The 23621-nt window shown below is 60.5% G+C and carries 25 protein-coding genes; 20 read left to right on the top strand and 5 right to left on the bottom strand.

Annotated features, from left to right (window positions below):
* The first annotated feature begins 22 nt into the window (after positions 1-22).
* The 9 genes from NK8_RS37065 (at position 23) to NK8_RS37025 (ending at position 9260) form a co-directional block, all read left to right on the top strand.
* A complete protein-coding gene (locus tag NK8_RS37065; protein ID WP_213233572.1) occupies positions 23-790 on the top strand; it encodes a type VI secretion protein in 768 nt (255 codons plus the stop codon).
* Positions 787-1809, top strand: coding sequence for a type IV secretion system protein (locus tag NK8_RS37060; protein WP_213233571.1), 1023 nt, complete (start codon positions 787-789; stop codon positions 1807-1809). Before NK8_RS37065 ends, NK8_RS37060 begins: the two co-directional genes overlap by 4 nt.
* Positions 1806-3188 (top strand): TraI domain-containing protein, encoded by a 1383-nt coding sequence (locus NK8_RS37055; protein WP_213233570.1) that lies wholly within the window; start codon positions 1806-1808, stop codon positions 3186-3188. Before NK8_RS37060 ends, NK8_RS37055 begins: the two co-directional genes overlap by 4 nt.
* A complete protein-coding gene (gene traD, locus NK8_RS37050; protein WP_213233569.1) occupies positions 3185-5056 on the top strand; it encodes a conjugative transfer system coupling protein TraD in 1872 nt (623 codons plus the stop codon). Before NK8_RS37055 ends, traD begins: the two co-directional genes overlap by 4 nt.
* Before the next feature lie 11 nt (positions 5057-5067).
* Positions 5068-5586, top strand: coding sequence for a hypothetical protein (locus tag NK8_RS37045; protein ID WP_213233568.1), 519 nt, complete (start codon positions 5068-5070; stop codon positions 5584-5586).
* Positions 5543-5797 (top strand): hypothetical protein, encoded by a 255-nt coding sequence (locus NK8_RS37040; protein ID WP_225936572.1) that lies wholly within the window; start codon positions 5543-5545, stop codon positions 5795-5797. Before NK8_RS37045 ends, NK8_RS37040 begins: the two co-directional genes overlap by 44 nt.
* Positions 5790-6404 (top strand): DUF4400 domain-containing protein, encoded by a 615-nt coding sequence (locus NK8_RS37035; RefSeq protein ID WP_025495935.1) that lies wholly within the window; start codon positions 5790-5792, stop codon positions 6402-6404. The genes NK8_RS37040 and NK8_RS37035 overlap by 8 nt, the downstream gene beginning before the upstream one ends.
* Before the next feature lie 284 nt (positions 6405-6688).
* Positions 6689-7525, top strand: coding sequence for an ATPase (locus NK8_RS37030; protein WP_213233567.1), 837 nt, complete (start codon positions 6689-6691; stop codon positions 7523-7525).
* A gap of 10 nt (positions 7526-7535) precedes the next feature.
* Positions 7536-9260 (top strand): ATP-dependent helicase, encoded by a 1725-nt coding sequence (locus NK8_RS37025; RefSeq protein WP_213233566.1) that lies wholly within the window; start codon positions 7536-7538, stop codon positions 9258-9260.
* A gap of 570 nt (positions 9261-9830) precedes the next feature.
* Here NK8_RS37025 and NK8_RS37020 read toward each other — a convergent pair.
* The 4 genes from NK8_RS37020 to NK8_RS37005 form a co-directional block, all read right to left on the bottom strand.
* On the bottom strand, positions 9831-10040 hold the full coding sequence (locus NK8_RS37020) for a hypothetical protein (protein ID WP_213233565.1): 210 nt from the start codon (positions 10038-10040) through the stop codon (positions 9831-9833).
* 58 nt (positions 10041-10098) lie between these two features.
* On the bottom strand, positions 10099-10551 hold the full coding sequence (locus NK8_RS37015) for a polymer-forming cytoskeletal protein (protein ID WP_213233564.1): 453 nt from the start codon (positions 10549-10551) through the stop codon (positions 10099-10101).
* 12 nt (positions 10552-10563) lie between these two features.
* Positions 10564-11394: a hypothetical protein gene (locus NK8_RS37010; protein ID WP_213233563.1), complete on the bottom strand. Its 831-nt coding sequence runs from the start codon at positions 11392-11394 to the stop codon at positions 10564-10566.
* A gap of 86 nt (positions 11395-11480) precedes the next feature.
* Positions 11481-12080: a DUF1845 domain-containing protein gene (locus tag NK8_RS37005; protein ID WP_213233562.1), complete on the bottom strand. Its 600-nt coding sequence runs from the start codon at positions 12078-12080 to the stop codon at positions 11481-11483.
* A gap of 676 nt (positions 12081-12756) precedes the next feature.
* On the opposite strand from NK8_RS37005, the gene NK8_RS37000 reads away from it, so the two are divergent.
* From NK8_RS37000 to NK8_RS36950, 11 genes are all read left to right on the top strand, one after another.
* Positions 12757-13026 (top strand): hypothetical protein, encoded by a 270-nt coding sequence (locus NK8_RS37000; RefSeq protein WP_213233561.1) that lies wholly within the window; start codon positions 12757-12759, stop codon positions 13024-13026.
* Entirely contained in the window at positions 13023-14351 is a 1329-nt protein-coding gene (locus tag NK8_RS36995; protein ID WP_213233560.1) for a hypothetical protein, read from the top strand. Before NK8_RS37000 ends, NK8_RS36995 begins: the two co-directional genes overlap by 4 nt.
* A gap of 166 nt (positions 14352-14517) precedes the next feature.
* Positions 14518-15000: an NADAR family protein gene (locus tag NK8_RS36990; RefSeq protein WP_213234039.1), complete on the top strand. Its 483-nt coding sequence runs from the start codon at positions 14518-14520 to the stop codon at positions 14998-15000.
* Positions 15001-15083: 83 nt separating this feature from the next.
* On the top strand, positions 15084-16511 hold the full coding sequence (locus tag NK8_RS36985; protein ID WP_213233559.1) for a metallophosphatase family protein: 1428 nt from the start codon (positions 15084-15086) through the stop codon (positions 16509-16511).
* A 227-nt stretch (positions 16512-16738) separates the two neighbouring features.
* On the top strand, positions 16739-17287 hold the full coding sequence (locus NK8_RS36980) for a hypothetical protein (protein ID WP_213233558.1): 549 nt from the start codon (positions 16739-16741) through the stop codon (positions 17285-17287).
* Positions 17275-19596 carry an SMC family ATPase gene (locus NK8_RS36975; RefSeq protein WP_213234038.1) on the top strand — a complete coding sequence of 774 codons (2322 nt, stop codon included), beginning with the start codon at positions 17275-17277 and terminating at the stop codon, positions 19594-19596. The genes NK8_RS36980 and NK8_RS36975 overlap by 13 nt, the downstream gene beginning before the upstream one ends.
* An 89-nt stretch (positions 19597-19685) precedes the next feature.
* Positions 19686-19865, top strand: coding sequence for a hypothetical protein (locus tag NK8_RS36970; protein ID WP_213233557.1), 180 nt, complete (start codon positions 19686-19688; stop codon positions 19863-19865).
* A 40-nt stretch (positions 19866-19905) separates the two neighbouring features.
* Positions 19906-20292, top strand: a complete 387-nt coding sequence (locus NK8_RS36965) for a hypothetical protein (protein ID WP_213233556.1) — start codon at positions 19906-19908, stop codon at positions 20290-20292.
* A gap of 92 nt (positions 20293-20384) precedes the next feature.
* Positions 20385-20570 carry a hypothetical protein gene (locus NK8_RS36960; RefSeq protein ID WP_008343260.1) on the top strand — a complete coding sequence of 62 codons (186 nt, stop codon included), beginning with the start codon at positions 20385-20387 and terminating at the stop codon, positions 20568-20570.
* Positions 20567-21382, top strand: a complete 816-nt coding sequence (locus NK8_RS36955; protein WP_213233555.1) for a hypothetical protein — start codon at positions 20567-20569, stop codon at positions 21380-21382. The genes NK8_RS36960 and NK8_RS36955 overlap by 4 nt, the downstream gene beginning before the upstream one ends.
* A gap of 73 nt (positions 21383-21455) precedes the next feature.
* On the top strand, positions 21456-23261 hold the full coding sequence (locus NK8_RS36950) for a phosphoadenosine phosphosulfate reductase family protein (protein WP_213233554.1): 1806 nt from the start codon (positions 21456-21458) through the stop codon (positions 23259-23261).
* Here NK8_RS36950 and NK8_RS36945 read toward each other — a convergent pair.
* Entirely contained in the window at positions 23211-23546 is a 336-nt protein-coding gene (locus NK8_RS36945; RefSeq protein WP_213233553.1) for a hypothetical protein, read from the bottom strand. The genes NK8_RS36950 and NK8_RS36945 overlap by 51 nt on opposite strands.
* Positions 23547-23621: the final 75 nt, after the last annotated feature.

The raw sequence follows: 23621 nt of genomic DNA, 5'->3' as shown, positions 1-23621 counted from the left end.
CGCATTAGATAAAGGTATCGCCATGATGAAAAAACTGCTCCGCTGCGTCGCAGCCACCGGTGTTTTGACGCTCGGATTTGTGCAACACGCTAATGCGAACATGCCCGTATTCGACGCATCCAACTTCATTCAGAACACCATGACTGCGGCGGCCGCGGTGAAGGGTGAGGTTTATCAGGACTCCAACCTGGTTTATCAATACCAGATGATGCTCAACCAGCTCAAGCAGGCGACCAACCTCAATCCTGCCGCGATGCTTGCGCAGTTCAACAGCATCAAGGACGATATTTCGGGCCTGAGCAAGTACACCGACGCCTTGAAGGACTTGTACGGCGGGCTGCAAAGCAACGCGGAGTACGCGAGCAAGGTTCAGGCGCTCATCACGCAGTCAGGCAAATCGGCGGACCAGTGGTTCACGGACCAGAACACGCTACTGCAAAACAACGACAAGACGGCCAAGCAGCTTTTCCAGCAGGGCAACGATGTAATTTCGCATGTGAGCACGCTCGCCAAGCGTCGGCAGGAAATCCAGGACCAACTGAACATGTCCCCGACGATGCAGGCGACCGCTCAGTTGACCACGCACATGCTGGATATCATCTCCAGTCAGAACAGCGACCTTCTGACGATGATGGCGGCCAAGCAACGCAGTGACGCTGTCAAAGATTCCGCAACAGTCGCGGATCAGAAGGCGAACAATGCGAGTCAGGCGGCGATTAAGGCGCAACAGGACCGAGAGCGTGCTGCCTTCGACACACAGATCGGCTCTTCGAAGGTGCTGGGGCAATGATGCTGCGGTCTGTCATGACTTTAATCAGAACGCTGCTTGTGCTTGCCGCAGCGATCGGCTGCTTTGCTATCACCTCTAACCGGGCCATGGCGCAAGCAGCGGCCGACGCGCCAGCTTCCGCGGCAACAAGCTCTGCGGCGTTGCTTGCGAGCAAGCCAGGCGATTTTGCTAAAGGCGCGACGAGTGCGGCTCAGCAGATCCACGTTCTGCTTTCCAACGTCGTCGACGCGGCCGTCGCTGCGAGTTCGGGGGTAATGAGCGAGGCGAACAAGTTCGCATGGGGGCTGGGCGTGATCTCGTTGGTCCTCGTCGGAGTCCGTTTCGCCGGGACTCATCATCCTATTTCGGCGTGGGTCGATCTTTTCGAAGAAGTGGCAATCCTGGGAATCTTCGTCGCCTTGTACCTTGGATATACCACGTCAGCGGCCGGTTTCTGGACATGGTTCGAGCAGTTGGCGGCGCATATCAGCCAGTCGGACAACGGCTCAGTCGGTTCGCAGATGGCCTCGCTCGCGGGGACCATCATCGACGCGCTGACCACCAAGCTGAAAACGGTCAAGTTGTGGGACATCCCTGCACTGCTGACTGACGTTGTCGTCCTCGCCGTCTCCGCGCTTGTGATGGCCCTCGCCTCGATCATCTTCGTCTATTACACGGCAATTGGCCAGATCCAGGCAGCGATCGGTATCGTCCTAGGCCCGATCGCGATTGCGCTTGGGTTCTCGTCGTACACGCGGAGCTATTTCAAAAAGTGGCTTGATTGGATGATTAGTGCGGGGATGTACACGGTGGTAGTTGCCGTTCTGATCAAGCTTGTCGGCTCGTCGATCACAGACGCAGTGAAAAAGGCGACCGAAGTCGGCGGCTCAACTACCGTCAACGGAGCGTATGTCTTGGATCTAGCGATATTCGTGCTGCTGCTCTCGTTCGAGGTTCCGAAGCTCGCGACGATCTTCGGCGGCGGAGCGACAGCAACCGGTACCGGTGCAATGAAGCTGGCGGCCAAATTTATCCCATGACGACCGCTCACCTTGCAATCTCTGTCGAGGACCTGTTCGCCACGCACCAAAAGCGAGTCGAACTAGTCCGACAATGCGCCAATGAAAGCACGGAAACGGAGTTCGCACGCAAGTGGGTGTCTGTGCTGCGTCGCTGTGCTAACTGGTTCTCGTCTATGCCGCTCACGCCCGAGATGCATTGCGAGCCGGGCGGTGCATTCCGCGCGACGATTGAATCGACCTTTTATGCGATGCGGCTCGCGGGCGGGCAGAAGTTCGCGGCGGACCTCACGTCAGATAAGCGTCGGCGGCTGGAGCCGCAATACAACTACGCCGTCTTCCTGGCCGCCGCATGCTCGCTGCTTGATGAGCCGTTTCGTCACTTTGAGATGGTGCGGCTCCCGGACCGCACGAAGTGGAATCCGGCGGCGCACGGGGCGTTCGGCACGTGGATAGGAACCGGTCAGTTCGCCGTTGAGCGGCGTGTGACTCCACTGAAGGATGAGCGCATGCGCACTGCCATGTTTGCACAGACCGTCATCACGCCCGAGCTGCTCTCCGGATTCGACACAGCGGTGCTCGACGACCTCTTCAACGCAATCAATCCAGAGCGCAGCCCGCAGGGGTTCGAACCCCTCGTCCACAAGGTGGTGCGGCAGGCCATGGACGTTGCGGTGGACTTTGAGCGCAAGGCGCAACGCGCCGTCTTTGCGCCCGTGAAGTACGACGTTCCCTCAGCCGTGCACGTCGCGCTCGCGCTTGAGCCGCAGTTCGTCGCGGCGCCCGCCCCCGCGACCGCCGATTCGGCCGTGCCCCCGGGGCAGCCGCCGGCGAGTTCCGGTGCGCCAAACGGGGAAGCGGCTCCGGCGTCGGTGACGAATACTGCCGACCCGCAACCTGCCGTTGTTGGAGCAACGGTCGCGTCGCAGCAGCAGGCGAGCGCCTCCGCGCCGAAGTTCTCTCAGTCGTTGCTCGATGCGTTGGAGCGCAGCGAAGCACGGGCCGCTGGTGCGGCTGCGACTGAGCCCTCGACCGGCCCGAGCGCGCCTGCATCGCGTCCGGCGCCGGTCGACCCCGCCACAGCGCGTCCTACGACGTCGAATGCAAACAGGGTCGGGCCGTCTGACGAAGAATTGACGGAACTCCTCGGCCCCGGCGCTGCAATGCTGAAAGAGTTTTTCAAAGCTCTTGCTGGCGACGTGGCAGCAGGGAAGGCGGAAGTGGCGTGGGAAGAGAAGGGGCTGGCCGTCAAGAAGCGGCTTGTGGGCGGATACGGCATCACGAGCGATACGCTTGTCGAACAACTCAAGAAGCGCAGCCTCCTCATGCGCGCACACGGCAATGACATCTGCATTGTCGAGCGCGCCGGCCGTCTCATCGTGGAGAGACCCGCGGCATGAACTACGTCAATCACTTCCGTCCGATTTACGAATTTCGACCGTTTCTCGTCTGGCCCATCGTCATCGTTGGCATCTTGGTCTCAGGGATGCCCTACGGCTGGGCGTTCGCGTTAGCCGGCGCAGCCCTGCTGTCGATCCGTGCGCTCCAGATATGGAAGGCACTGAGCTTTCGAATGGCGATTTCCACAAAATGGCTCAGCAAGATCCGGATTGAAAAGCTCCTCGCCACGCAGAATGCGATGCGAAAAACAGCGGACTCGATGTACCTCGGCATCGGCTACGAGTGGACGCAGAAGCATACCCAGATTGCGCACGAGATCCTCCGGATGCCCGTAACCGACATTCCGTCGTTGCCGAAGTGGCTGCCGAAAACCGAGATAGGCCGGACCGTGGAGGAGCGCATCGAGCGGCTATTCGGTCCGCGCGACAGCATTCGCGATCGCATGCCGCAGGGGTCGTCCTGGATCCACGGTATGGAGCAGAAGAAGGTCGAGGTGCCGTTTCACTATAAGGCGATGGGCGGACACACGCTGGTGGCGGGCACGACTGGCGCAGGAAAGACCCGCACCTACGAAGTCATCTCCACGCAGGTGATCCACAACCCGAAGGACGTCCTGATCATCGTCGACCCCAAGAACGATGACGAGTGGAAAAAACGCGTGGAAAAGGAATGCGCGCGCACCGGGCGCAAGTTTCTGTACTTCAATCAGGCGAAGCCGCATGAGTCGATCCGCCTGAACCCGCTCGAAAACTGGTCGCAGCCGTCGGAAATTCCGTCGCGCATCGCGCAGTTGATGGAAGAAGGTCAGTTCCGTGACTTCGCGTTTCTCTTCATCGACCGCGCGGTGAAAGGTGAGCTGTACGTCGGCGACAAGCCCAACCTGCGATCGATTCTCAAATACGCACAGTCAGGCATTGGCAATTTGCTCGACCGCGGGCTGCGACGATTCTTTATCGAGAACGGCCTGACTGATTGGGAAGAACTGACCGTTACCGCGACCGTAAAAGACGCGCAGCGCCGCAACGACGCCTCGCTGATTGACGGGATGGTGAAGTTATATCTCGACCGCTTTGCCGCTCACGACCGGGGGCACGAGACGATCGATGGGTTGATCGCCACGCACACCCACGACCGCGAGCACTACATGAAGATCATCGCGTCCGCGTTGCCGCTGCTACAGATGCTAGCGACGGGGGAAACGGGCCTCATGCTCGCGCCGAAAGCAGACGATTTCGAGGACGAGCGCGAGATATGGGACATCGACAAGATCATTAAGCAGAAGGCGGTGTTGTACATGGGGCTTGACTCGCTGTCGAACAACATCGTGCAAAAAGCGATCGCTTCGATGGCGCTGTCGGACGTGGCGGCCGTCTGCGGCGCGATCTATAACTTCTACGCTGAGAAGCCGGACGTCGTGCTCATCATCGACGAGATCGCCGAGGCCATCAACGAGCAGGTTATTCAAATTTTGAACAAGGGACGAGGGGCGGGATTCAAGGCGTTTGTCGCCTTCCAGGCGCGCGCCGACCTTGAAGCGAAACTCGGAAACGCAGCGAAAATGCTGCAGGTTTTGGGTAACCTCAACAATCAGGTGGTGCTTAGACTAGAGGACTCGGATACAGCAAAGTGGTTCTCGGACAAGGTCGGAGAGACTGCGATCCGCGTGGTGAACGTGTCCAACAGCACCAATACGACGACAGAAGCGCATGCGCTTGAATTCAGCGGATCGCAATCCCGGTCCATCCAGTTGGAGAAAGTGCCGCTCATTCCCGTGAAGCTGCTTCACAGTTTGCCGAATCTGCAGTACTTCATGCGCATCTCTGGCGGTGCCGTGTATCAGGGTCGAATTCCTATCATCGAAGGCTAAAACACAAGATTATGTCCGCTGCATATAAAAACATCATTCGCGATCACAAGCTCTCGCACAGGCTGGTTGCGGTCTCCAATGTCGCACCGGAGCTGGAGCTCGCGTGCTCGCGCGTGGCCGACTTCGTCGGCGAGCGGTTTATGGGAGACAAAGGGCCGCTGGCCGCGGAGATGATCGAGTCGGCGCTAGATGGTTTCCGGCGCGCGAAGCGCACGGGTGACCAGCACATCGCGTTCATGCAGGGATTGTTCGAGCCGTCGAAAGCGCTGTACGCCCGCCGTCTTGTCGCGCGGTTTGGCGACAAGGTATCGGTGTGGTGCCCGATGGTCGAGGCGATTCCCGCGTTCGAAGCGCGCCACTTCGAGTACCAGTTCGAGATGGTCGATGAGCGTTGTCCGGACGAGATCACTGAGCGCACCGCCGCGTTCCAGCTCGCCGCACGCGTGCTTCAAGGGGAAGCTTTCCGCCGTTACTTCGAGGAATACGATGTCGCTCACCGTTACGATCATAGCGAAGCTGTCGGGAGTTGAGCCGCGCACGGCTCAACGGGCGCGCGATACCGCTGCGGCATTCGACGGCGACGTGAGCGCGGCCGTGCCCGAGGAATTCACTTACGGCGCGGGCGCCCGGTGTTATGCGTTGGCCACAATCGCCGAATTCCGCCCTGCGCTGTTTTGGGGCGGACTGATGGCACTCGTCGCGGTGCCCGCCCTCATGCTAGTCAAGGTGCTACATGGCTAGTCGGTTCGGTTCGCATATCAAGGTGTGGTTTCTGCTCGTGCCGGTGCTGGCCATCGCGGTCATGCCGGCGATCCCCGAGCGGAAGCTCTTCGAGGTGCCGGAAGCGGAAACCCATTCTCTTGTTGAGTCTGTGGGGCAGGACCGGGTCGACCGCGCCATGCGCAGCGCCAACGAAGAGTTCCGCCGTGCATTCGTCGATAGCGGGCTGCTGCACCGTACGCTGAATGCCTCCGGAAAGGTAGGCGGCTTGGACGATGGGGGCTTCTCATCTTTCGCCCATACCTGGACCGAGAACTTCTGGCTGCTGGTGTACCGGATGTTGTTCCGCGCGATGGTGATGAAGATGTGGATCATCGGGACGCTGCTTTTTGCAATCGGCATGTTCATCGACGGCGCGGCGCGCCGCAAGATTAAAGCGTCGGCTGCGGGCTTCGTGAGTCCCCTGTCTTTCCATCTGGCGGGGCACGGGCTGCTGCTCGTGACCGGCACGCTGTTCGCGGTGCTGGTGGTTCCGTTGCCTGTCTTGGTCGGGTACTGGGTCGCCGTCGCTGCGCTCCTCGGAGGCCTCCTGTGGAAAGCTGCCGAGTCCTTCCAGTCGTCGAGATAGGGAAAAACGTCGCGCGACTCGTTAGGAGTTCGACAAAACAATTGCTCTATTCCACTTTAGGCAACGCTACCCGGATAGCGTTGCCTTTGTTTTTTCCGCCTTCGTCTTCCCTTCCAACTTAGAGCGCGCCGATAATTCGGTGAAAGGCGCAATAAATAGCCACCGTTTCGAGCTTTCGCACGCTGCCACCGCCGCAACAATGTTGAATATGGGCAACGCGCTTTGCTTGCCTGATACCCAACGATGAAACGGGACCGATGCGGTCCAGACAGGAGAAACGGCGAATGAGCACGGTTGTGGAACCCGGCAGTGAAGAGAAGGTCGCGCTGAGCGCACTTGAACAAGGTACGGCCGAGGCGCCGCTCACGACCGACGGCGCGGACGACGGCGAGCTTGAGCGCGAGTTGACGCAGATGGAGGCCGATGCGGACCGCCTCCAGAAGGAAGGCGTGATTTCCACCGACGACGCCGACATGAAGCGGGCGGAAGTCGCCAAGACGCGCAAGCTGTTCCGCGATCTGCCTGCCGCTGAGCGTATCTCAATCATCAAGCGCCGCCGTGAAATCGGTCGTCAGTTGCTTGACCGCCAGCTTTCCGGTGCCGCAGTCGTGACCGCCCGCGTGCGTCTGAACCATACGCGCCTGAAACCGCTGTTCGAGCAGTGGTGGCCGTACATCAACCGCATGAGCATCAACATGCAGCGTTTCGGCCGCTCGACCTTCGGCGAGAACGACAAGGAAGTGGTCAACAGCGCGCTCGAAAAGCTGCTCGGGGGTATCGAGAGCTACGTTGACGAGCAACTGCGCGTGGCCGAAGGCTTCCGTCAGCAAAAGGAAGCGGAGCTTCGGGCCAACAAGGAATTCGTGTTCGAGCCGACGATCCCGATGCCCGCGATGGACATCGAAGTCGAAGCCTATTCGCGCTTTTCGATGCGCGTGCTGGGCGTCATCATGAAGTTCGACCGGGCGATGGATCACTTCGACTTCATGGTGTGGAACGGCATCCGCGATCAGTCCGATGTGGACGATGAAGCCGTCAACTTCCTCAAGCGCTTCAACCCGCTTGGCATTCGCGGGTACATGACGCACCTGAAGCTGATGACGACGGTCCGCGGCAACTAAGGAGGGCGCGATGCTGGACGAACTCAATCCCCAGCAACGGGAAGTCGCCCAGTTGCGCCAGCATTGCGTGGCGATCGCCTGCCCCGGCGCGGGCAAGACAAAGACAATCGCCACGAAAGCAGCGCTGCTGCTACAAGACAGCGCCGCGACGGTGGGCGCCGTCACTTTCTCCAAGGACGCCGCGCTCGAATTGCGCGAGCGCATCCTGGCTGCCGCCGGCGAGTCGGCGAAGAAGCGCCTGATCGCCGGTACCTTCCATTCCCTGGCTTTCAAGCAACTGAAACGCCCCGGTGCGCGTGCGCTCGATATCGCCTCCGATGGCGACCGGCTCGGTCTGCTCATCCGCGTGATGCAAGAACTCGGGCGCGACGGGAAGGCAGAAGACGCCATTCCAACGATCGAGAAGATCAAAACCAATTTCGGACGGTGCGATCCGGGCACTGCCGACGGCGAGCTTTATCACGCCTATCAGGACGCGCTTGCGCGTAACGGCAAGATCGATTTTCAGGACATGCTGCGCCTCGCTGTGGAGGGGATGGAGCAAGGCACCATTGCCCCATACGTGTTCACCTATCTCCTCGTTGACGAGTTTCAGGATACCGACCCGCTGCAGTACCGGTGGATCGAGCTTCATGCGAAGGCCGGTTCGATCGTGACGGTCGTCGGCGACGATGACCAGAGCATCTACGCGTTCCGCGAGGCGCTTGGGTACCGAGGCATGGAGTCGTTCATCCAGTCGTTCGCCGCAAAGCCCGTTGTCTTGGGCAGCAACTACCGGTGCCGTGCAGAGATTTTGGGCGCAGCGGACCGGGTGATTCGGAATAACGCCGACCGCATCGCAAAAGTGCTGCGTGCGGAAAAGGGCTCGGGCGGTACTGTGCAAACGTCCCGCCATCCAGACGAGTACGAGGAGGCAACGGCGGCGGTCGAGGTGCTCGGGCCCTTGCTCGCGAAAGGGCAGTCGTGCGCGATCCTGGCGCGTACAAACCGCATACTAGACCCCCTTGAGGCAGTCTGCCGCTCGCACGGCATCAAGTACTACCGGGCATCGGGCGCGTCCGTCCTTAGCCGCCCGGAGGGCGCGCTGATGTGCAATCTGCTTGAAATCGTGGAGCGAATCAAAGACACCGGCCTCGATGCGGTCTTGGCGCACCTTGGGCTTACCGCCCAACAGCTACGCGCCCTCCACGCGGACATGGGTGCGGAACTGACGCAGAAGGGGCGGGCGGAGTTGGTTGATCTCGGGCTGCCCGAGGACGTGGCGACGAACTATCGCGAGTTCATGAAGCGGCTCGCTGAATGGCAAAGCCTTTGTGATCGCAAGTTCTATTCGCTTACGCTCTCCGGCGTCGCCGAGTGGATGTTGAAGTACGCGAAGAAGGATTCCGCAATCCGCGCAATTCAGGCGACGAACGACGTGTTGTCGCGCCTGTCCGGCAGTTTCGCTGAGCGGCTGCTGTTTCTGCGCCAGGACAACAATGAGCCGACGGGGGGCGCGCTCATTCTCACGACAATGCACAGCTCCAAAGGGCTCGAATGGGATCACGTCTGGATTGCCCGCAGCGAGGAGACGATTGTCCCGGACCCCAAATCGACCGAGCCAGAAGAGCGGCGGCTGTTCTATGTCGCCATGACGCGTGCTCGCGAATCGTTGATGGTCTCGGGGACGTCGAAAAACTTTGAGTCCCGGTTTGTGATCGAGGCGCAGCTTAACCAGGGCGCTATCGCGGCCTAAGTCCAAATTTGCCGGGCAACGCTAGCCGGGAGGATTCAAGGAATCGACTGGCGGTCTAGAACTTGACGCGCGCAATGGCAATCCGACAGGCTTTCACAATATGAAAAGTTATCCGACTAAGGGGGCTGTGAATATTCGGATCATTTTGTAACAGGCCTTTTTTGCTTTAAATTCATAGCGCTAACCAAATGCCCAACCGCAGTGGGACGCTCTCCGGAGAGCGTCCCTCCACCACTATTGCGGCGAGGTCGGCCACGCGGTCAAGGGAACGTCGCAGACTGTGTTGCAGCGCGCCTGTGGCGGCACGAAATGTGACAGGTCTGGTTGCCAGCGTCTGCACGTCCCGACGCGCTTGCGCTCTTCGCGCGACCCATTCAGAAACTCGCTTTCGGGCTTCGGGACGGCGTCGGGCATGGTGGACTCAGCAGGAAGTGGAAGGCATCGCGCCGTTATAAGCGTCCGGGCTTCAGGGCGCACATATACCAACTCGTTGGGCGGTGCTAACCCGTCGTCACTCACCCTCACGTGGACCCGTGACGTCCATACGGAGAAAAAAAAGCCCGCTTAAAGCTAGGATTTCTGACGCATAGCCAGTTTGTACGTCACGACCGACTTGTACGCCGGGCGGTTCCAGTGCGGTGTGCCCGGCGTCATTGCCTGACCGTTCACAAGCCGCCCGGTGTCGAGCATGCAAAAGCAATGGCCTTCGAACGCGGCTTCTTGCGCTGCCGCGTCCCACGTCAAGGTGAGGAAATCGAAGATCGGGTCAATCGGTTTCATGGTCGGGGTTCTTAGAGACTTTGACCCGTTATCGGCAAATCATGGGGCTTATAGAGGCTCAGGCCATTGCGCGGGAGAGCTCTGTCACATTTGATTCCGCGCGTTCGTGGCCTTTCACGTCGTCCAGACGCGGACCGGCGATAGGCCCTTCGTCCGGCGTGGAATCGGCCTCGATCGTCAGCATTCTGGCAACGCGTTTGAGCGTGCCGTTCAAAGACGCACGCGGACCAAGGCGGATCGTGCTGTAGTAGAAGATGTCGCCCGAGACTTGGCCATTGATTTCCAACGAACCCCGAGCGTGCACATCCCCGTCGACGCGCCCGTCAATGCGAACGTGCTCGCCCTGCGCGGAGCCCTTTACGAGCCCACCTTCCCCAATGTGCAGCAGACCCTGTGTCGAGATGATGCCGCCGTCGAGCAGGCCGAAGAACGAAATGCCGTGATCCACGACCATGTCGCCGGAGATCGCGCAGCCGCGCGCAATAAGCGTGATATTAAGTTCGGTTTTCATGGTGTCGATTCCTCAAAACATTTGTACTTCGTTCGCCCCGCCGCGGTTCGCAGGCGCTGACTTCTTGCTTGCAGCCGACCCCGTGTCGCCATCGCTTACCTGCTCATCCCGCGAATGCGAGCGATGACGGTAGGTGTGCGTACGGGCCGGTGCCGCGTGTTGTTGCGACGCTTGTTCGTCGGCGGCAGGCTGCGCCACCGCTTGCGCGGGCGGCACTGACGCCACGGGTTGAGTGGGAGCCTGGCTAGCCACCTCTGCCTCGCGACGCGCTTGATGAATAGGCGAGGCAGCCGCGCGTTGCACATCGTTCGAGACAGGAGGAACGGCCTTGCTGGCGGCCGTGCTTGCTGCGCTCGCCGCTGGGCCGCTCGTTGTACCCAGCGAATTCTTGAACTGGTCAGCCGTCAGACCGATAGGGGAAGCCGCAGCAATGTCTTTTCCCGTCAGCATCGGAGCGAGCGCTACTGGATGAGGCGGCTCTGCGTCGATCGGGCGCGTCGCCGGGGCTACTGCCGGTCCTTCCGTTGTTGGCCGTTCGCTGCCGTCGGATTTCGGCTGCGCGGCGGTGTTCTTTACGTCGTGCGCGGACGGCGCGCCCACCGACTTGTACAACGACGCGGCTCCCATACCCGCCATAGCCACGACAGCGGCGATAGCGACCGCGACGACGCTTCGGCGAGCGACAGGCACCGCCTTCGGAAGCCGCAGTCTGAGCGTGGGTGTCTTGGCGTCTGCCGTCAGGTCGGCCGGCGCTGGGAGCGCAGCGATTTGCCGCGGCAGATCGATGGTCATCGAGTCAGGTGCGAACTGCGCATGCAGTCGTTGAATTTCGCGTAAGTCCATGCGGGGTCCTCCCGTCGTTGTTAGGTCGAGCAAGTCCAGGCCCACCGCGTGGCAAACGCGAAGCGCAGGGCCGTTCATATCGGATGTCAGTGAGTACGATCCGAGTCCGGAAGCAGCACACCTTCTGGCGCAAAGCGGTCGTTGTCAGGCATGCACAAGAAAGGGATTTGATTGATGCGTGCCTCGGCAGCCTCCAGCGCGGATTGGCGCACTTGAGCCGTCATGGTTCTCAGCATCAGCGCTTCCATCGTCTTCAGGAAAAGCTGGTCATACATCGAGAGGAGTCGCACAAGACGACCGGACATGGCGTGCTTAATTTCAAGCGTGACCATCTCGGGCGGAGTCGGTGCACGTCGACCTGGAAACTTACCTGCCCATGCGAGCGCCTTCTTCATGAACGCCTCGGCAGTTCGAAACTCCGACTCGATCGCGATGAGCTTCCCTCCGCGCGCAACGGTCATCTTTGCGGCGGCGAAGTTGAAGTCGGCGCGCAGGAATTCACGCGCGAACAATGAGTAGTACGGCAGTTCCGTTTTCGCCAGCGTGTCGCCGTTGATGCGAGCGAGACGACTGTCGTTCGTCAGTCGGTTCAGCGGACGAAGACCGCTCTGCGCGCCGCTCTCGTTGCCGAGCGCAGCGGTTTGCTTAGGGTCTTCGTCAGGCGCTTCTAGGTCAGTAACGGCCATGGGATTTTCGGTATGTCTGTGTTCTCTCTCACATATAATTTTCATTGATTAGGCAAGAGTCGAACGGGCGAAAGCTATATGAATTTCGTGAGCTTTCAAGCGCACGCGCACGTCATTAACCCGGATACTCAACTCCATTCCCCGCGTCGCCGACGCATCGACCTCGACTCCAAGCCCGGAGTCCATCTTTTTTCTGCAAGTCGTGCCCGCCCCGTGCGTTGGCATGCGCCGACCGGATAGCTACCGGTGTGGAAATCTTCCTTGTGCTGAGTGTGCTCGCTACACACTCCCCAATTTCAGCCGTGATACTCGTACCCTGAGCCGCATTCATTTGCGCCGGTACATCGTTCGAACCCGGGTTTTCGGGTGTTCTCTCTCCAGAGCCTGATCTGGGTAGAACGATCGAAGTTGGCTGATCCGTGATTCCTGCGGCGGAAGTAATTCCGAAAAGGGCTGTTGCGCGGCGTGACCATGCTGCGCGAGAACGACTTTACGTTCTCTGATCGAGCGACCCCGGCTTATGCCGGCCGCTCCCTGCACGCCACGTCCCCGGAAGGGACGTGGCGTGCAGGTCTCTATATCGATTTCACGAAGCTCGCTCCCTCACGGGAGCGGGCTTTTTTTTCGTCCGTCGCTTTTGCGCGAGCCGGACCTTTCTCAACGGAGGTGCTGTTCCATGCTATTGCCCGACCGCCTCAATCAGCGTATCGCCGAGGCCATCAAGCATCAAATCAATACCGAGCGCGAGCAGGCGGACACTACGTCCCCTGTGTGGCGTGAGCGGTGCGAAGTAGCTCGAGTCGCGATGTTCAGCGACGCAGAGCGCTCTGTCTTCATTTCCCATGTCAGCGAACGTCGCGGCAGTGCGGCAGCCCGAGAGATGCAATCTCAGGCCGAAACGCTGCGGACCAACGCCATCTTCTTTCTCGCGAGGAAACCATCATGAATGCAGTAGTTCAGATGTTCGATCACGCGCCGCGTAGTCTCGTTGAAGAACGAGCTATTCGCCCGCCCACGATCGGCAAGATTCGACCCGGTATCAAGGTGCTCACGCGGGCGCATCAAGCCAACGAAAAAGCGGTCAAGCTCTATAACGACATGGTGGCCGCGGGTGAGTCGTTCGAAGCGATCGGCAAGGTGCTCGAAACGTCGCTGAAGCTGCGCAACGCGCTCATTCCGCGCAACGTCGACTACTTCGTCTGCAGACGCTCGGATTTCTCGAATCCCGACACGGCGGACGAGATCCTGCGGCTGTATGGCGAAGATCGCGGTCACGGGTTGCGGCTATACCGCTTCCCGATCATGTTCGCGTTCGACGACTGGCTGCGCAATGTGCCGAATCAGATGGCCGCGTACACGACAACCGGGCGACAGTACTTCTCGGAGTACGACCGCGACGGCAAACGCTATTGCAAGACTTACGCGCCGGTCGAGCGTAACGCACGCGCACAGCGGGCGCGACGATCCTTCGGTGGGCGACTGGTCGTTCACCGGCAAGACGACGACATTCCCGATGGCGTCTGTGATCCTCACGTCTGTCCGCAGTATCAGGACCGCAAGTGCAACCTGATCGCAAACTTCTTGTTTGCAGTTCCGGACGTGAAGGGACTCGGGCTGATCGAGCTGCCGACCAACTCCATCTACGTGCTGCAGAAAGCGTATTCTGCGATGCAGACCGTGGCATTGGCGCGTGGCAGGCTCACCGGTACGCGCTTCTGGCTTTCGAAGAAAGAGTTTGACATCACGCGGATTGACGACAATGGCCAGGCCGTGCGTCAGAAGCAGATGTTGACGGTGCTCGATGCCGATATCGACCTAGGCGCGCTGTTGGACGGCGCGGACGAGGCTCAACCGGCGCTCGATGCTGCCAGTCGTGCGGTGGCGCTGTTGGAGTCAGACGGGACGGTACAGTCGATTGTCGAACCGGCCCTTCAGCCCGAGCAGGAGCAATCTGAGGCCGAACGGGCAGGCGATGGAGCGCCATCGGGCATCGACGGCGCAGGTGGTCATGACGACGACTCGCCCGACCCCGATGAGACGCTGGAGGACAAGCGTCAGCGTATGTCCGACCTGCTGCATCGTCTGGGCCTAAGTCAGCCGGAGCGACAGAACGGCTTTCGCAAGTACGCGCACCAGACGTACGGTCGCGGCTGGATCGAACGCATCGCTGATGTCGATGCGATGAATGCACGTCTTAAGAACGCGCTCGATGATCCCGCCTCGCTTGACGTCGAAATTCAGGACGCGATCGCACAAGCTGCATACGTCTAACCTTGGCCAGTCCCCGAATGGGGGCTGGCATCCCTTCTTCTACGCTCGCGCATGAGAGCATTTCAGCAAGGACCGCATGCTCAAATGTTTTCGACCGCGCTGCACCTGCGCATCGAATTTGTCCGCTTCGGCGGCCCATCTACTTGTTCACGCGAAGGAGATTCCGATGCGTAGAGTCGGCAACTTCACGCTGTTCTTCGGCGCGGAGGACGCTTTTAGCAACTGGCATCCGTGCCGCTTTTCGTATCACGACGTCGATTTTGTCAGCGTCGAGCAGTTCATGATGTTCTCCAAAGCCAAGCTGTTTGGCGACGAGGACATCGCTCAGGCTGTGCTCGCCACGCATCTGCCCAAGGAACAAAAAGCCCTCGGCCGCAAGGTCAAAAACTTCGACCTCGAAACGTGGAAGGCCAAGCGCGAGTCGATCGTCTATGTCGGGTGCCGGGAGAAGTTCGCGCAGGATCCGGGGCTATGGACGCTGTTGCTCGCAACGGCACCGACCGAACTTGTCGAAGCCAGTCCCTACGATCTGATCTGGGGCGTGGGCTTAGGCGCGCACCATCCTGACATCACTGACAAATCGAAGTGGCGTGGCCAGAACCTCCTTGGCCAAGCACTGATGAAAGTTCGCGACACGCTCAGTTCCTAATGACCTTTCGAACGCGCCCTCGTGGCGCATTCGACATCCATTGGCTGCCTTCGGGTGGCCATTTTCATTTCTAGGAGGCGACTTTGAAAATCGCTCATTTTTCTGACTTGCACTACGCGCCGGGAAACCTCGAAGAATCGGACCGATGCTTTGGCTTTGCCACCGACCACGCGGTTCTCGCACACGCCGATGTTGCGGTGATCTCGGGCGACGCGACGGACCATCGTCTCGACGCCCATGCCCCTTCGTTGAACCGGCTAGCGCGGCGCATCAACGGCCTGAGCGGCAGCATGCCGGTCTTGATGCTGCAGGGCACGTTCTCCCATGAGCCGCCGGGCACGCTACGCAATTTCGAACTAATGGCAACGAGGCATCAGATCTATGTGGCGGAACGTGTCCAGCAGGTGAGCGTACATGAAGGGAGGTTCTATCCATCGAGCGGCCCGGTGTACTCCGACGAGGAGCTACGCGAGGTGCTCGCGATCGGCGCCGATGTCGTGTTCACCTGCTTGCCTACGGTCAACAAGGGGCAACTGGCGGCTGCCGTTGGTGCCAGGGAAGCCGGGACGGGTCTTGAAGCCGTGCTAGGTGATTATCTTGCCGCGGCAGGGCGCATCAACCAGCAGCTTCGAGCCGCGGGAATTCGAACTGTCGGGGTCTCCCACGGCACGGTCAACGGTTGTACGACCGAGCACGGCGTGACGATGGCGGGATTCGACCACGAATTTTCGCTTGGCAGTCTGTTCGAGGCCGAATGCGATGCCTTCATGCTTGGGCACATCCATAAAGCCCAGCAGTGGAAGCGAGCGGGGCGCGTCGTGGCGTATCCCGGTTCGATCGGGCGATTCCACTACGGTGAGGAAGGCGACAAGGGCTTCCTCATGTGGAATGTCGAGGTGGGAAGCGCGCAAGCCGATCTGGTCGTGACGCCGTCCCGGCAGACGATCTGCGTCGACTTTGACGGACCGCCCGACATGCAACGCCTGACGGCAATCGCGCTCGATGCGACCGACAAGTTCGTGCGAATTCGTTGGCAGGTCGACGAAGAGCACAAACAGTCAGTGGACCGCGACGCGATCGCGGCGCTGTTCGGCAACGCGGCCGAGCTGAAGGTCGAAGCCCGCATTCTTCCCGTCGTCCGGTCACGCGCTCAAGGCATCAGCCTTGAAACGTCGATTGACCGAAAGCTCGAGCGGTGGTGCGAGCACGCTGATGTTGGTCCGGCGCCCTTGCTTGACCGGCTGCAGTTGCTGGAAACGGGGGACGCGGAGGCAATCGCCGCTGGCGTGCTGGCGCGACTGAGCGACGCCGAGGGGGCGCATCCGTTCGCAACTGACGGACTGCCCGCATTGTCGAGCAAGTCCGAGGCTACGCCGGTGGCTGTCCAAGAGCGTCCGAGTGACGTCGATAACGACGAAGCACTACCAATGCCCGATGCGACGGTGGAAATCGTCGAGTCGGCTTCGGCAGATCAGCTTTCGTGGCTCAACGATGATTTGTTTGCGGCGTAGGTAGCCGCGCATGCAGGGGAGGCCAGTATGACTCCTTTGCTTGAACACGCAAGCCGTGTTCCGATAGCCGATTTTGATCGTCGCTATCGAAACAGAGGTTTCACCGCGTCTTTGACGCATCGATTCGTAGTGGCAGGACCTTTCTCTAGCAGTTCATTTCTTCTTTCACCCTGGCGGGGAGCGATCCCTACCGGGGCCGCATTCCGTCCACCATAACGGAGTGCATCATGTTTGGTCTTTATCCCGCTGGCCCGAACTGGGTTCGCACCTTTGCGTTGGGCGACTGCTCATCGCGTGACCTTCAAAAGTCGTTGGTCGATTTCGCTGGGTTCACCCCGGCGATTCAGCATCAGCCCTTCGGCCAACACCGCGGCGCAGTGTTGGCGCAGATCGGTCAGACGCTGTTGCTGCTCGCCACGACGCCCGGCGCGTGCGAGGTTGCTGTCACGCCGACGGTTGAGATGCAGCACCTTCTGTGGTCGTATCAGGAAGGGTATGCAAGCCAGTGGTCTCCTGCCGAGATCCGCAGCCTCACCGGGCATAGCGGTTGGTCCGAGCTCCTGACGAACGCGCGTCGCGAGTTCGGCAGAGTCTGCGACAAAGTGGCGGCCGCACTAGACGGGACGCTTCAAGCGCCCAAAGCAGCGGTGCAGTCTGTGCCGTCGGTCGTGATGAACGAGCCGTTTCCCAACGAGGACGACGACGCTTTCTATGCGCAGATGGCTGCTATGTCGGCGTCGATGAGCGCGCCGGAGGATCTGTCATGCGGCCTCTGAAACTGACGCTTGAAGGCTTCGTTGGCGTGCGCGATGGCATGAAGCGCGACAGCGTGACGCTCAATCTGGAGACGTTGCCGGATGGCCTGATCGCCTTGACCGGCCCCAACGGGGCGGGCAAGACAACGATCATGGATAACCTACACCCGTATCCGATCATGCCGTCGCGTGCTTCGAAGCTGTCGGTCGACGCCTTCTCGTACTGGGATCACATCTGTGGCACCAGTGCGTTGAAGGAACTTGTATGGGAGCACGATGGCATTCGCTATCGCTCGTCCTTCACGTTTCGCAAGCCCGGCAAGACCGGCAAGGCTGAGTATTACCTTGCCTATCGTGGCGTCGACGGTACGTGGCGCCCGGTGTCGCTGCCTGACGGAACGGTGTCGGACGGCAAGGCGGAGTCGTATAACCGCTGTGTCGAGGCGATCAACGGTTCGTTGGAAACGTTCTTTACGAGCGTGTTTTCGGCTCAGAACCGGCGGCCGCTCGCGTCCTACGGTGCGGGCGAGATCAAGACGCTGCTGGCTGAACTCCTTGGCATCGACCACCTGAAGGCATTGTCGGCGAAAGCCGGTGAGGTCGCGAAAGTGCTCAGCAAGTCGCTCGAAGGCATCCAGTCTGAGCTTGGCGCGCTCGCCGGAAAGCGGCAACGTAAAGCAGACGCTGAGCAGTCGATCGTCGCGCAGGGCAACACCTTGCGTGCCGCTCGGGAGCAACGCGACGCCGCGCTGGAGCACGCGAGCAAGCTGACTCAAGAACGGGCGACGCTTGCGGCGAAGCAAAGCGAATCGGCCACAACTGAGGCGCGCCTGCGAGAACTGGGCGTGCGCCGCGACGAGTTGGGGCGTGCCCTGAAAAGCGCGGCCGACGACGAGCAGGCAGCGGCGCTTCGTTGTCAGCAGCGCGTTTCCGTGCTGAGTCGAACCGTGGCCACGCACCAAGCAACGCTGGCTCGCCGCGAGGCGATCCTCGGTGCGGCGGCGAAGCGCGAGGAGGCCGAGTTGGCGATTGCGCGCGAGGAAGCGAGGTTTGCTCCCCTGCAGCGCGACATTGCCGATTTGGAGGTCAAACGCGCGACGTTGACGACGCTCGATGCAACGCTTACCAGCTTGATGAACCAGGGCACGACGAAAGCCGCGCACTTCGACACGTTGAGCAAGCAGGCAGCGGTGGCGGAGCAGGTGCCGTGCGTCGGTCATTCGATGCATGCGCAATGTCCGCTGCTCGCGCAAGCCTTTCAAGCAAAAGAGCAAGCGGAGGTGCAGCGTCTTTCGGTGGCGAATCTTCGGGCGGAATATCGCGAGAAGAAAGCGAAGGCCGAAGCCTTGGCGCTGGTGCCGGCTGAATTGGCGGCGAAGCGTGTTGAGATGCTCGCCATCACCGATGCGGCCGCGCAGTTGCGCCGCGCCTTGCAGGCGGCGGCAGAGCTTGCCGCCACTAAGCCATTGCTCGATGCAGCCGTGTCGGGACTTGAAGCGGCGCAAGCTGAGTTGCGTTCGATCGCCGAGGAAAGTGCCGCACGTACCGCCAAGTTCCAGTCTGAGAAGACGCGTATGGAAGCGGAGCTTGCGCGCATTACCGAGGAGGTCGGGCGACTCGCTTCCGTCGACGCTACGGCAGCGATTGCGAAGCTTGACCGCGACATCGCAGCGAACCGGGAGACCGTCGCGGCACTGGATGGTCGAATCGAGCAATCGATCCGCGCGCAGAGTGTGTTGCAGGCCGAAGCGGAAGCCCTGGCGCTGGAGTTGGAGAAGTTCACGGCCACGCAGTCGCGTGTCGATCGCCTCTCCGACGAGATTGCTCATTGGAAGCTGCTGGCTAAGGGCTTGGGCAACGACGGCGTGATCGCGTTGACCATCGATGACGCGGGTCCAGCGCTGACGCACACCGTCAACGAGCTATTGCTCGCGTGCTACGGCATGCGCTTCACCGTTGAGATCCGCACGCAGCGCACGCTCGCAAGCGGCGAACTGCGTGAGGGCTTCGAGATTCTGGTTCACGACGCCGAGTCCGACAGCAGCAAGTCGGTCTCCGTCATGTCCGGCGGTCAGAAGGTCTGGATCAACGAGTGCCTCACGCGGGGCATCGCGCTCTATCTCGCGCAGAACACCGGTCAGCCGTATCAGACCTTGTTCAGCGACGAGTCAGACGGCCCACTCGATCCCGAGCGCAAAGTGCAGTTCATGCGAATGAAGCGCGAAGTGCTGCGCCAAGGCGGATATCAACGGGAGTTCTTTATCTCTCAGACGCCCGACCTTGTTGCAGAGGCCGACGCAGTCATCGACGTACAGGCGCTTGCCGCCTGATCTTTATTAGCCCTTGTGGGGAGTCGCCCCCCACGAGGGGCGCTTCTCGCTCCTCTTTCATTTTCTCGCGCCCTTCGGCGCTATCCACTATGGCAAACCTTTTGATGCTGCTGCTCGCCGCAGCCGGCAGTCCGTCTCATTCGAACGCGATGCGTCACGAGCCGCCAGCGCAGCAAGCCGCACCGGCCACTGCGCAATCGAAACCGCCGCGGCCGCCGGACCTGCGTCGCGCGTCCGCGTTCGATAACGGCCGTCTGCGTCGCATCTAACACCGGCTCATTCTGTTCCACTTCTTGACTGGAGCCTTCCATGGCCTATTCCTGCACTGATTTCGTTGACGACGTACTGAACGACATGGTGATCCGAAACTGGATCAAACCCGAGCAGTACGGACCGGACGACCCGCAAGCTCAGTGCGATGCGGTATTGGGCGCAATCGGCGAAGCGGATGTATCGCTTCGTCTCGCCGCTGACGCCAAGCAGTTTCATGCCGAACTCTTCGATGCCGTCGAAACGCTCACCGGCATCGCCGAAAAGCACGGCGCGCTCGCCCTTGCGAATGTCATCTATCTCCAGGCGGCCCTATTGAAGGGCGGGGTGATTGAGCTCACGCGCAAAGAAGCGGACGCGTTCTCTTTCGTCAGAGACTTGCCCTCGGGCGGTCGCTGGTGGCAAAGCGTCAAGCTGATCGAGTAAGCGGCGCGAAACGCCGTCCAATTTCTTTTGTCAACCCTTGCGGGCAAGCGGCCCGCTAGGGTCGCTCCGCGTTCTTTCTGTGGAGTGTTTTCATGTTTGAAGCAGCGAAGCTGGGCGCATCGCCGGAGCAGTTCGCCAACCTTGAAGCGGCGATTGGTTACATCGCCGGCACCGCGACGCACGCGGGCGAAGTTCGCCCGTGGGTCCGGAACGTCGATACGAAGGTCTTCCTGATCATCGGCGGCAGAGTGCAACCCCAAAACGGGGTGCGCCAATGACGCCGCCGTGGCTGGAGCAATACGCCAGTGGCCAGAAGACCGGCTATGCGCAAGCGTTCATGTCCTACGCCGAGTACTACGTAGTCGACGGGTCTGCTGACGATGACCCGGAAATCGAAGAGCGGATCGCAATGCATCGGCAGCCGCTCATCGGTTACGCGAGCCGCACGGGCACCCGCCGCAACCTGGCCGCACTCAAGGGCGCCGACTGGCGCTTGTTGGTCTCGGCAAAGGGCGAGTTGCGTACCGAGGGCTTCGATCGCTCTGCGTTGGACAACGGCGCTTGGACCGCGTACCAGCAGGGTCAGCCCTTCGATGAGCACGCGTTTGCGGTCGCCGTCGAACGACTCGGCGAGCGGGCCGATTGGCTTGTCCTTCCGGACATCGTCATGGGCGGCATGGCGTCCCTCGACTACTCGCTAAAGTGGCTGGAACGACTTCGCGGGATGCCGTGCCGGATGCTGATCGCCGTTCAGAACGGTATGCAGGTCGAAGACCTCGCCTCGCTTCTGTCGCCTGCTGTCGGCATCTTCATCGGCGGTTCAACGGAGTGGAAAGAACAGACGGCGCACGTGTGTGGGTCCCTCGCGCGACGGCGTCACTGCTACCTGCACGTCGGCCGCGTGAGCTCGGCGCGGCGCATTCGCATTTGTGCGGCCGCCGGTGCGGATAGTTTCGACGGTACCAGCGTGAGCCGGTATGCGAAGACGCTTCCTCGGCTGGATCGCGCAACGCGTCAAGCCGACATGTTCGCCGCAGCGCACGACGGCCTTGAAGAAGCGCAACGCGCGACGGCTGACCTTTCGATCTGACTTAGACCATGACCCTTTCAACCCTTTGGGAGCGCATCCCGAAAGGGCCGCTCCTTTTTTTCGGAGCGAAAAGATGGAACAAGAAATTCTCTCGAAGATGGAAGCTGCCATCAGCGTCATGCAGCGATACATCGAACTTGGGCATAGTCTGAGCTGCGCCTACTCGGGCGGCAAGGACAACACGTGTACTCTGGTGTTAATGCTTGAGGCGATTCGCCGTGCCGGCGGCACGATGATCACCCACCATGTCCAGTCGGTCGACACTACGATCGAGAATCCGACAATTGCAAACTTCTTGCACTCAGTTTTGGACGAGCTGCAGCTGTATATCGAAGCGTCGGTGTTGCCCGTACAGGTTCATGTGACGACGCCTTCGTTGGCAAGCCAGTTTGTAGTGTCGACGATTGGACGTGGCACGTTGGTACGCACACCTGAGAATGGCGTGCGTGACGGTAGACGGACCAGGGCGTGCGCGGACGAGTGGAAAGTACGGCCGGGAGGTCGGCTTCGAACACTGCTTCAACGCCGGGCGGCAGATGACGGTGCCCGCGAAGTTATAACGGTGTTGGGGCTGCGCAGGGACGAAAGCACCTCGCGGGCGGTAGCAATGACCGACCGGCGCGACAGCGCCGAAGTTGCGGTCCGAAGCAGAACCGGGGCGCTGACCCTCAGCCCGTTGAGCGAATGGACGTCCGATGATGTGTGGACGATGCTCGCGCTGCTGGCGGATGCTCAAAGCCTGCCGTTTCCATCGCCATTGATGCCCCGCACGATACACCGCCTGTCCGAGATTTATCGCGCAGGGAACGGTGGAACGTGTGGTGTCGTGGTGGGCGACTCGGGCGCGAGGGCTTCCTGTGGAAGCCGTTTTGGCTGCGCCATATGTTGTGTCAGCGGCGATCGCGACAAGTCGCTTGAGGCCATGATCGAGGATGAGCAATATGGGCATCTTCGACCGCTGAACGACTTCCGCAACTATCTGCTCGCGATCCAGTGGGACATGTCGCGCCGGGAGTTGGTGGGTCGTTCGCTGAGCGATGCGGGCTACACGCGCATCCAGGCAGACACGTACAGCTACCTCACGCGTGTTGGTCTACTGAAAATGCTCTGCAGTATTGACGCGGCTGAGCGCGACCGCGCCGAAGCGCACTCCGGGGCACTGGCGACTGGCTTAATTCCCGATACGGAAGAAAACCGGCTGCTGTGTGAGCCGCAGTTCGAGTTCGTGACGCCGCAGCAGTTGGTGGCCATCGACTTCTTTTTATCGATGCATCACTACGCGCCGCATGCGTTCCCGGCACTGTCGGTCTGGCATGACGTCAATGTGTTGGGGCGTCGCTACCCGATTCCAACGCTCGAGTCGCTTCCGAAGCCGGATATCGTTCTGCACGGCTGGTATCCAGTCGGTCGGTACGACAAGGAGGCGCCTTCAACGGGATTGCGCTCGTTCGATGCTGAACAGTGGAATCCGTACCGGCATCCGGGTCGGCCCGGGCGATATGCGAGGACGACTGGCGGTGAGCAGACCGTCTACTTCGACGAAGCCTCGCAGTTCGAGGTGGATGCGGAAGCGGCATGCCTTTTCGTCACATGCACCTACGAAACCGCCTTCATGCTGGACACGCAGCATCGCGACGCGATTGCTTCAGCGCATTTCTGGCTAAACGAGGGCATCGTGAAGCTGCCGACCGGCATGGCCCAGCGGTATCAGGACATGGCCAAGCGCGGGCAGTACTTCGCGCGGCTGGCGCAACGCTTGAACCTGACACCGGCAGAGCTCGACGCACACCTGATCGAGAACTCGATCGGCGACGAAGCGCATCAGGCACTATTGGCCTATGACGCGACGCAGTTGAGTCTCTTTGCAGAAGCGGCGTAGCTGCACATCATGCTTTTCAACACGTCCCAGGCTAAAACCCTGGGACGTTTTTTTTTCGAGGTCAAAATCGTCGAAGTTCGGCGCGGGTAGTGTTTCGCCCGGCTGCACCCCAAGCAGCCGCAGCGCGTGCATCATCGCCGCGCTTTCGCGAGCGAAGTCCAGTCGAAGGCGCTCGCCTTCTATCGTGGCCTCTATGCCGGAGAACACGCTGAAAGTGTGCAGCGCGAGATTCAGCGCACGAGCGATTTCTCCGTCTCGCGTCTTTTGGTCGAATATCGGGTTCATCAGCGTCCCCAATGGTGGTTGTCGCAATGCTCAGCATCGCACGTTTTGAGGGGCTGATAGGGAGGGCATTGGGGC

The organism is Caballeronia sp. NK8 (assembly GCF_018408855.1).
GTDB lineage: Bacteria > Pseudomonadota > Gammaproteobacteria > Burkholderiales > Burkholderiaceae > Caballeronia.
Note: the sequence above shows the minus strand (reverse complement) of the source record. Positions and strands in the feature narration are given on the sequence as shown.

Bases quoted from the DNA above. Each gene is read 5' to 3' on its own strand.
- NK8_RS36975 (WP_213234038.1), top strand. From the start codon at position 17,275: ATGCGGCCTCTGAAACTGACGCTTGAAGGCTTCGTTGGCGTGCGCGAT.
- NK8_RS36960 (WP_008343260.1), top strand. From the start codon at position 20,385: ATGTTTGAAGCAGCGAAGCTGGGCGCATCGCCGGAGCAGTTCGCCAAC.
- NK8_RS36955 (WP_213233555.1), top strand. From the start codon at position 20,567: ATGACGCCGCCGTGGCTGGAGCAATACGCCAGTGGCCAGAAGACCGGC.
- NK8_RS37040 (WP_225936572.1), top strand. From the start codon at position 5,543: ATGTCGCTCACCGTTACGATCATAGCGAAGCTGTCGGGAGTTGAGCCG.
- NK8_RS37000 (WP_213233561.1), top strand. From the start codon at position 12,757: ATGCTATTGCCCGACCGCCTCAATCAGCGTATCGCCGAGGCCATCAAG.
- NK8_RS37030 (WP_213233567.1), top strand. From the start codon at position 6,689: ATGAGCACGGTTGTGGAACCCGGCAGTGAAGAGAAGGTCGCGCTGAGC.
- NK8_RS36995 (WP_213233560.1), top strand. From the start codon at position 13,023: ATGAATGCAGTAGTTCAGATGTTCGATCACGCGCCGCGTAGTCTCGTT.
- NK8_RS37020 (WP_213233565.1), bottom strand. From the start codon at position 10,040: ATGAAACCGATTGACCCGATCTTCGATTTCCTCACCTTGACGTGGGAC.
- NK8_RS37005 (WP_213233562.1), bottom strand. From the start codon at position 12,080: ATGGCCGTTACTGACCTAGAAGCGCCTGACGAAGACCCTAAGCAAACC.
- NK8_RS37055 (WP_213233570.1), top strand. From the start codon at position 1,806: ATGACGACCGCTCACCTTGCAATCTCTGTCGAGGACCTGTTCGCCACG.
- NK8_RS37060 (WP_213233571.1), top strand. From the start codon at position 787: ATGATGCTGCGGTCTGTCATGACTTTAATCAGAACGCTGCTTGTGCTT.
- NK8_RS36970 (WP_213233557.1), top strand. From the start codon at position 19,686: ATGGCAAACCTTTTGATGCTGCTGCTCGCCGCAGCCGGCAGTCCGTCT.
- NK8_RS36990 (WP_213234039.1), top strand. From the start codon at position 14,518: ATGCGTAGAGTCGGCAACTTCACGCTGTTCTTCGGCGCGGAGGACGCT.
- NK8_RS37015 (WP_213233564.1), bottom strand. From the start codon at position 10,551: ATGAAAACCGAACTTAATATCACGCTTATTGCGCGCGGCTGCGCGATC.
- NK8_RS37045 (WP_213233568.1), top strand. From the start codon at position 5,068: ATGTCCGCTGCATATAAAAACATCATTCGCGATCACAAGCTCTCGCAC.
- NK8_RS37025 (WP_213233566.1), top strand. From the start codon at position 7,536: ATGCTGGACGAACTCAATCCCCAGCAACGGGAAGTCGCCCAGTTGCGC.
- NK8_RS36965 (WP_213233556.1), top strand. From the start codon at position 19,906: ATGGCCTATTCCTGCACTGATTTCGTTGACGACGTACTGAACGACATG.
- NK8_RS37010 (WP_213233563.1), bottom strand. From the start codon at position 11,394: ATGGACTTACGCGAAATTCAACGACTGCATGCGCAGTTCGCACCTGAC.
- NK8_RS37035 (WP_025495935.1), top strand. From the start codon at position 5,790: ATGGCTAGTCGGTTCGGTTCGCATATCAAGGTGTGGTTTCTGCTCGTG.
- NK8_RS36950 (WP_213233554.1), top strand. From the start codon at position 21,456: ATGGAACAAGAAATTCTCTCGAAGATGGAAGCTGCCATCAGCGTCATG.
- NK8_RS37065 (WP_213233572.1), top strand. From the start codon at position 23: ATGATGAAAAAACTGCTCCGCTGCGTCGCAGCCACCGGTGTTTTGACG.
- NK8_RS36945 (WP_213233553.1), bottom strand. From the start codon at position 23,546: ATGAACCCGATATTCGACCAAAAGACGCGAGACGGAGAAATCGCTCGT.
- NK8_RS36980 (WP_213233558.1), top strand. From the start codon at position 16,739: ATGTTTGGTCTTTATCCCGCTGGCCCGAACTGGGTTCGCACCTTTGCG.
- traD (WP_213233569.1), top strand. From the start codon at position 3,185: ATGAACTACGTCAATCACTTCCGTCCGATTTACGAATTTCGACCGTTT.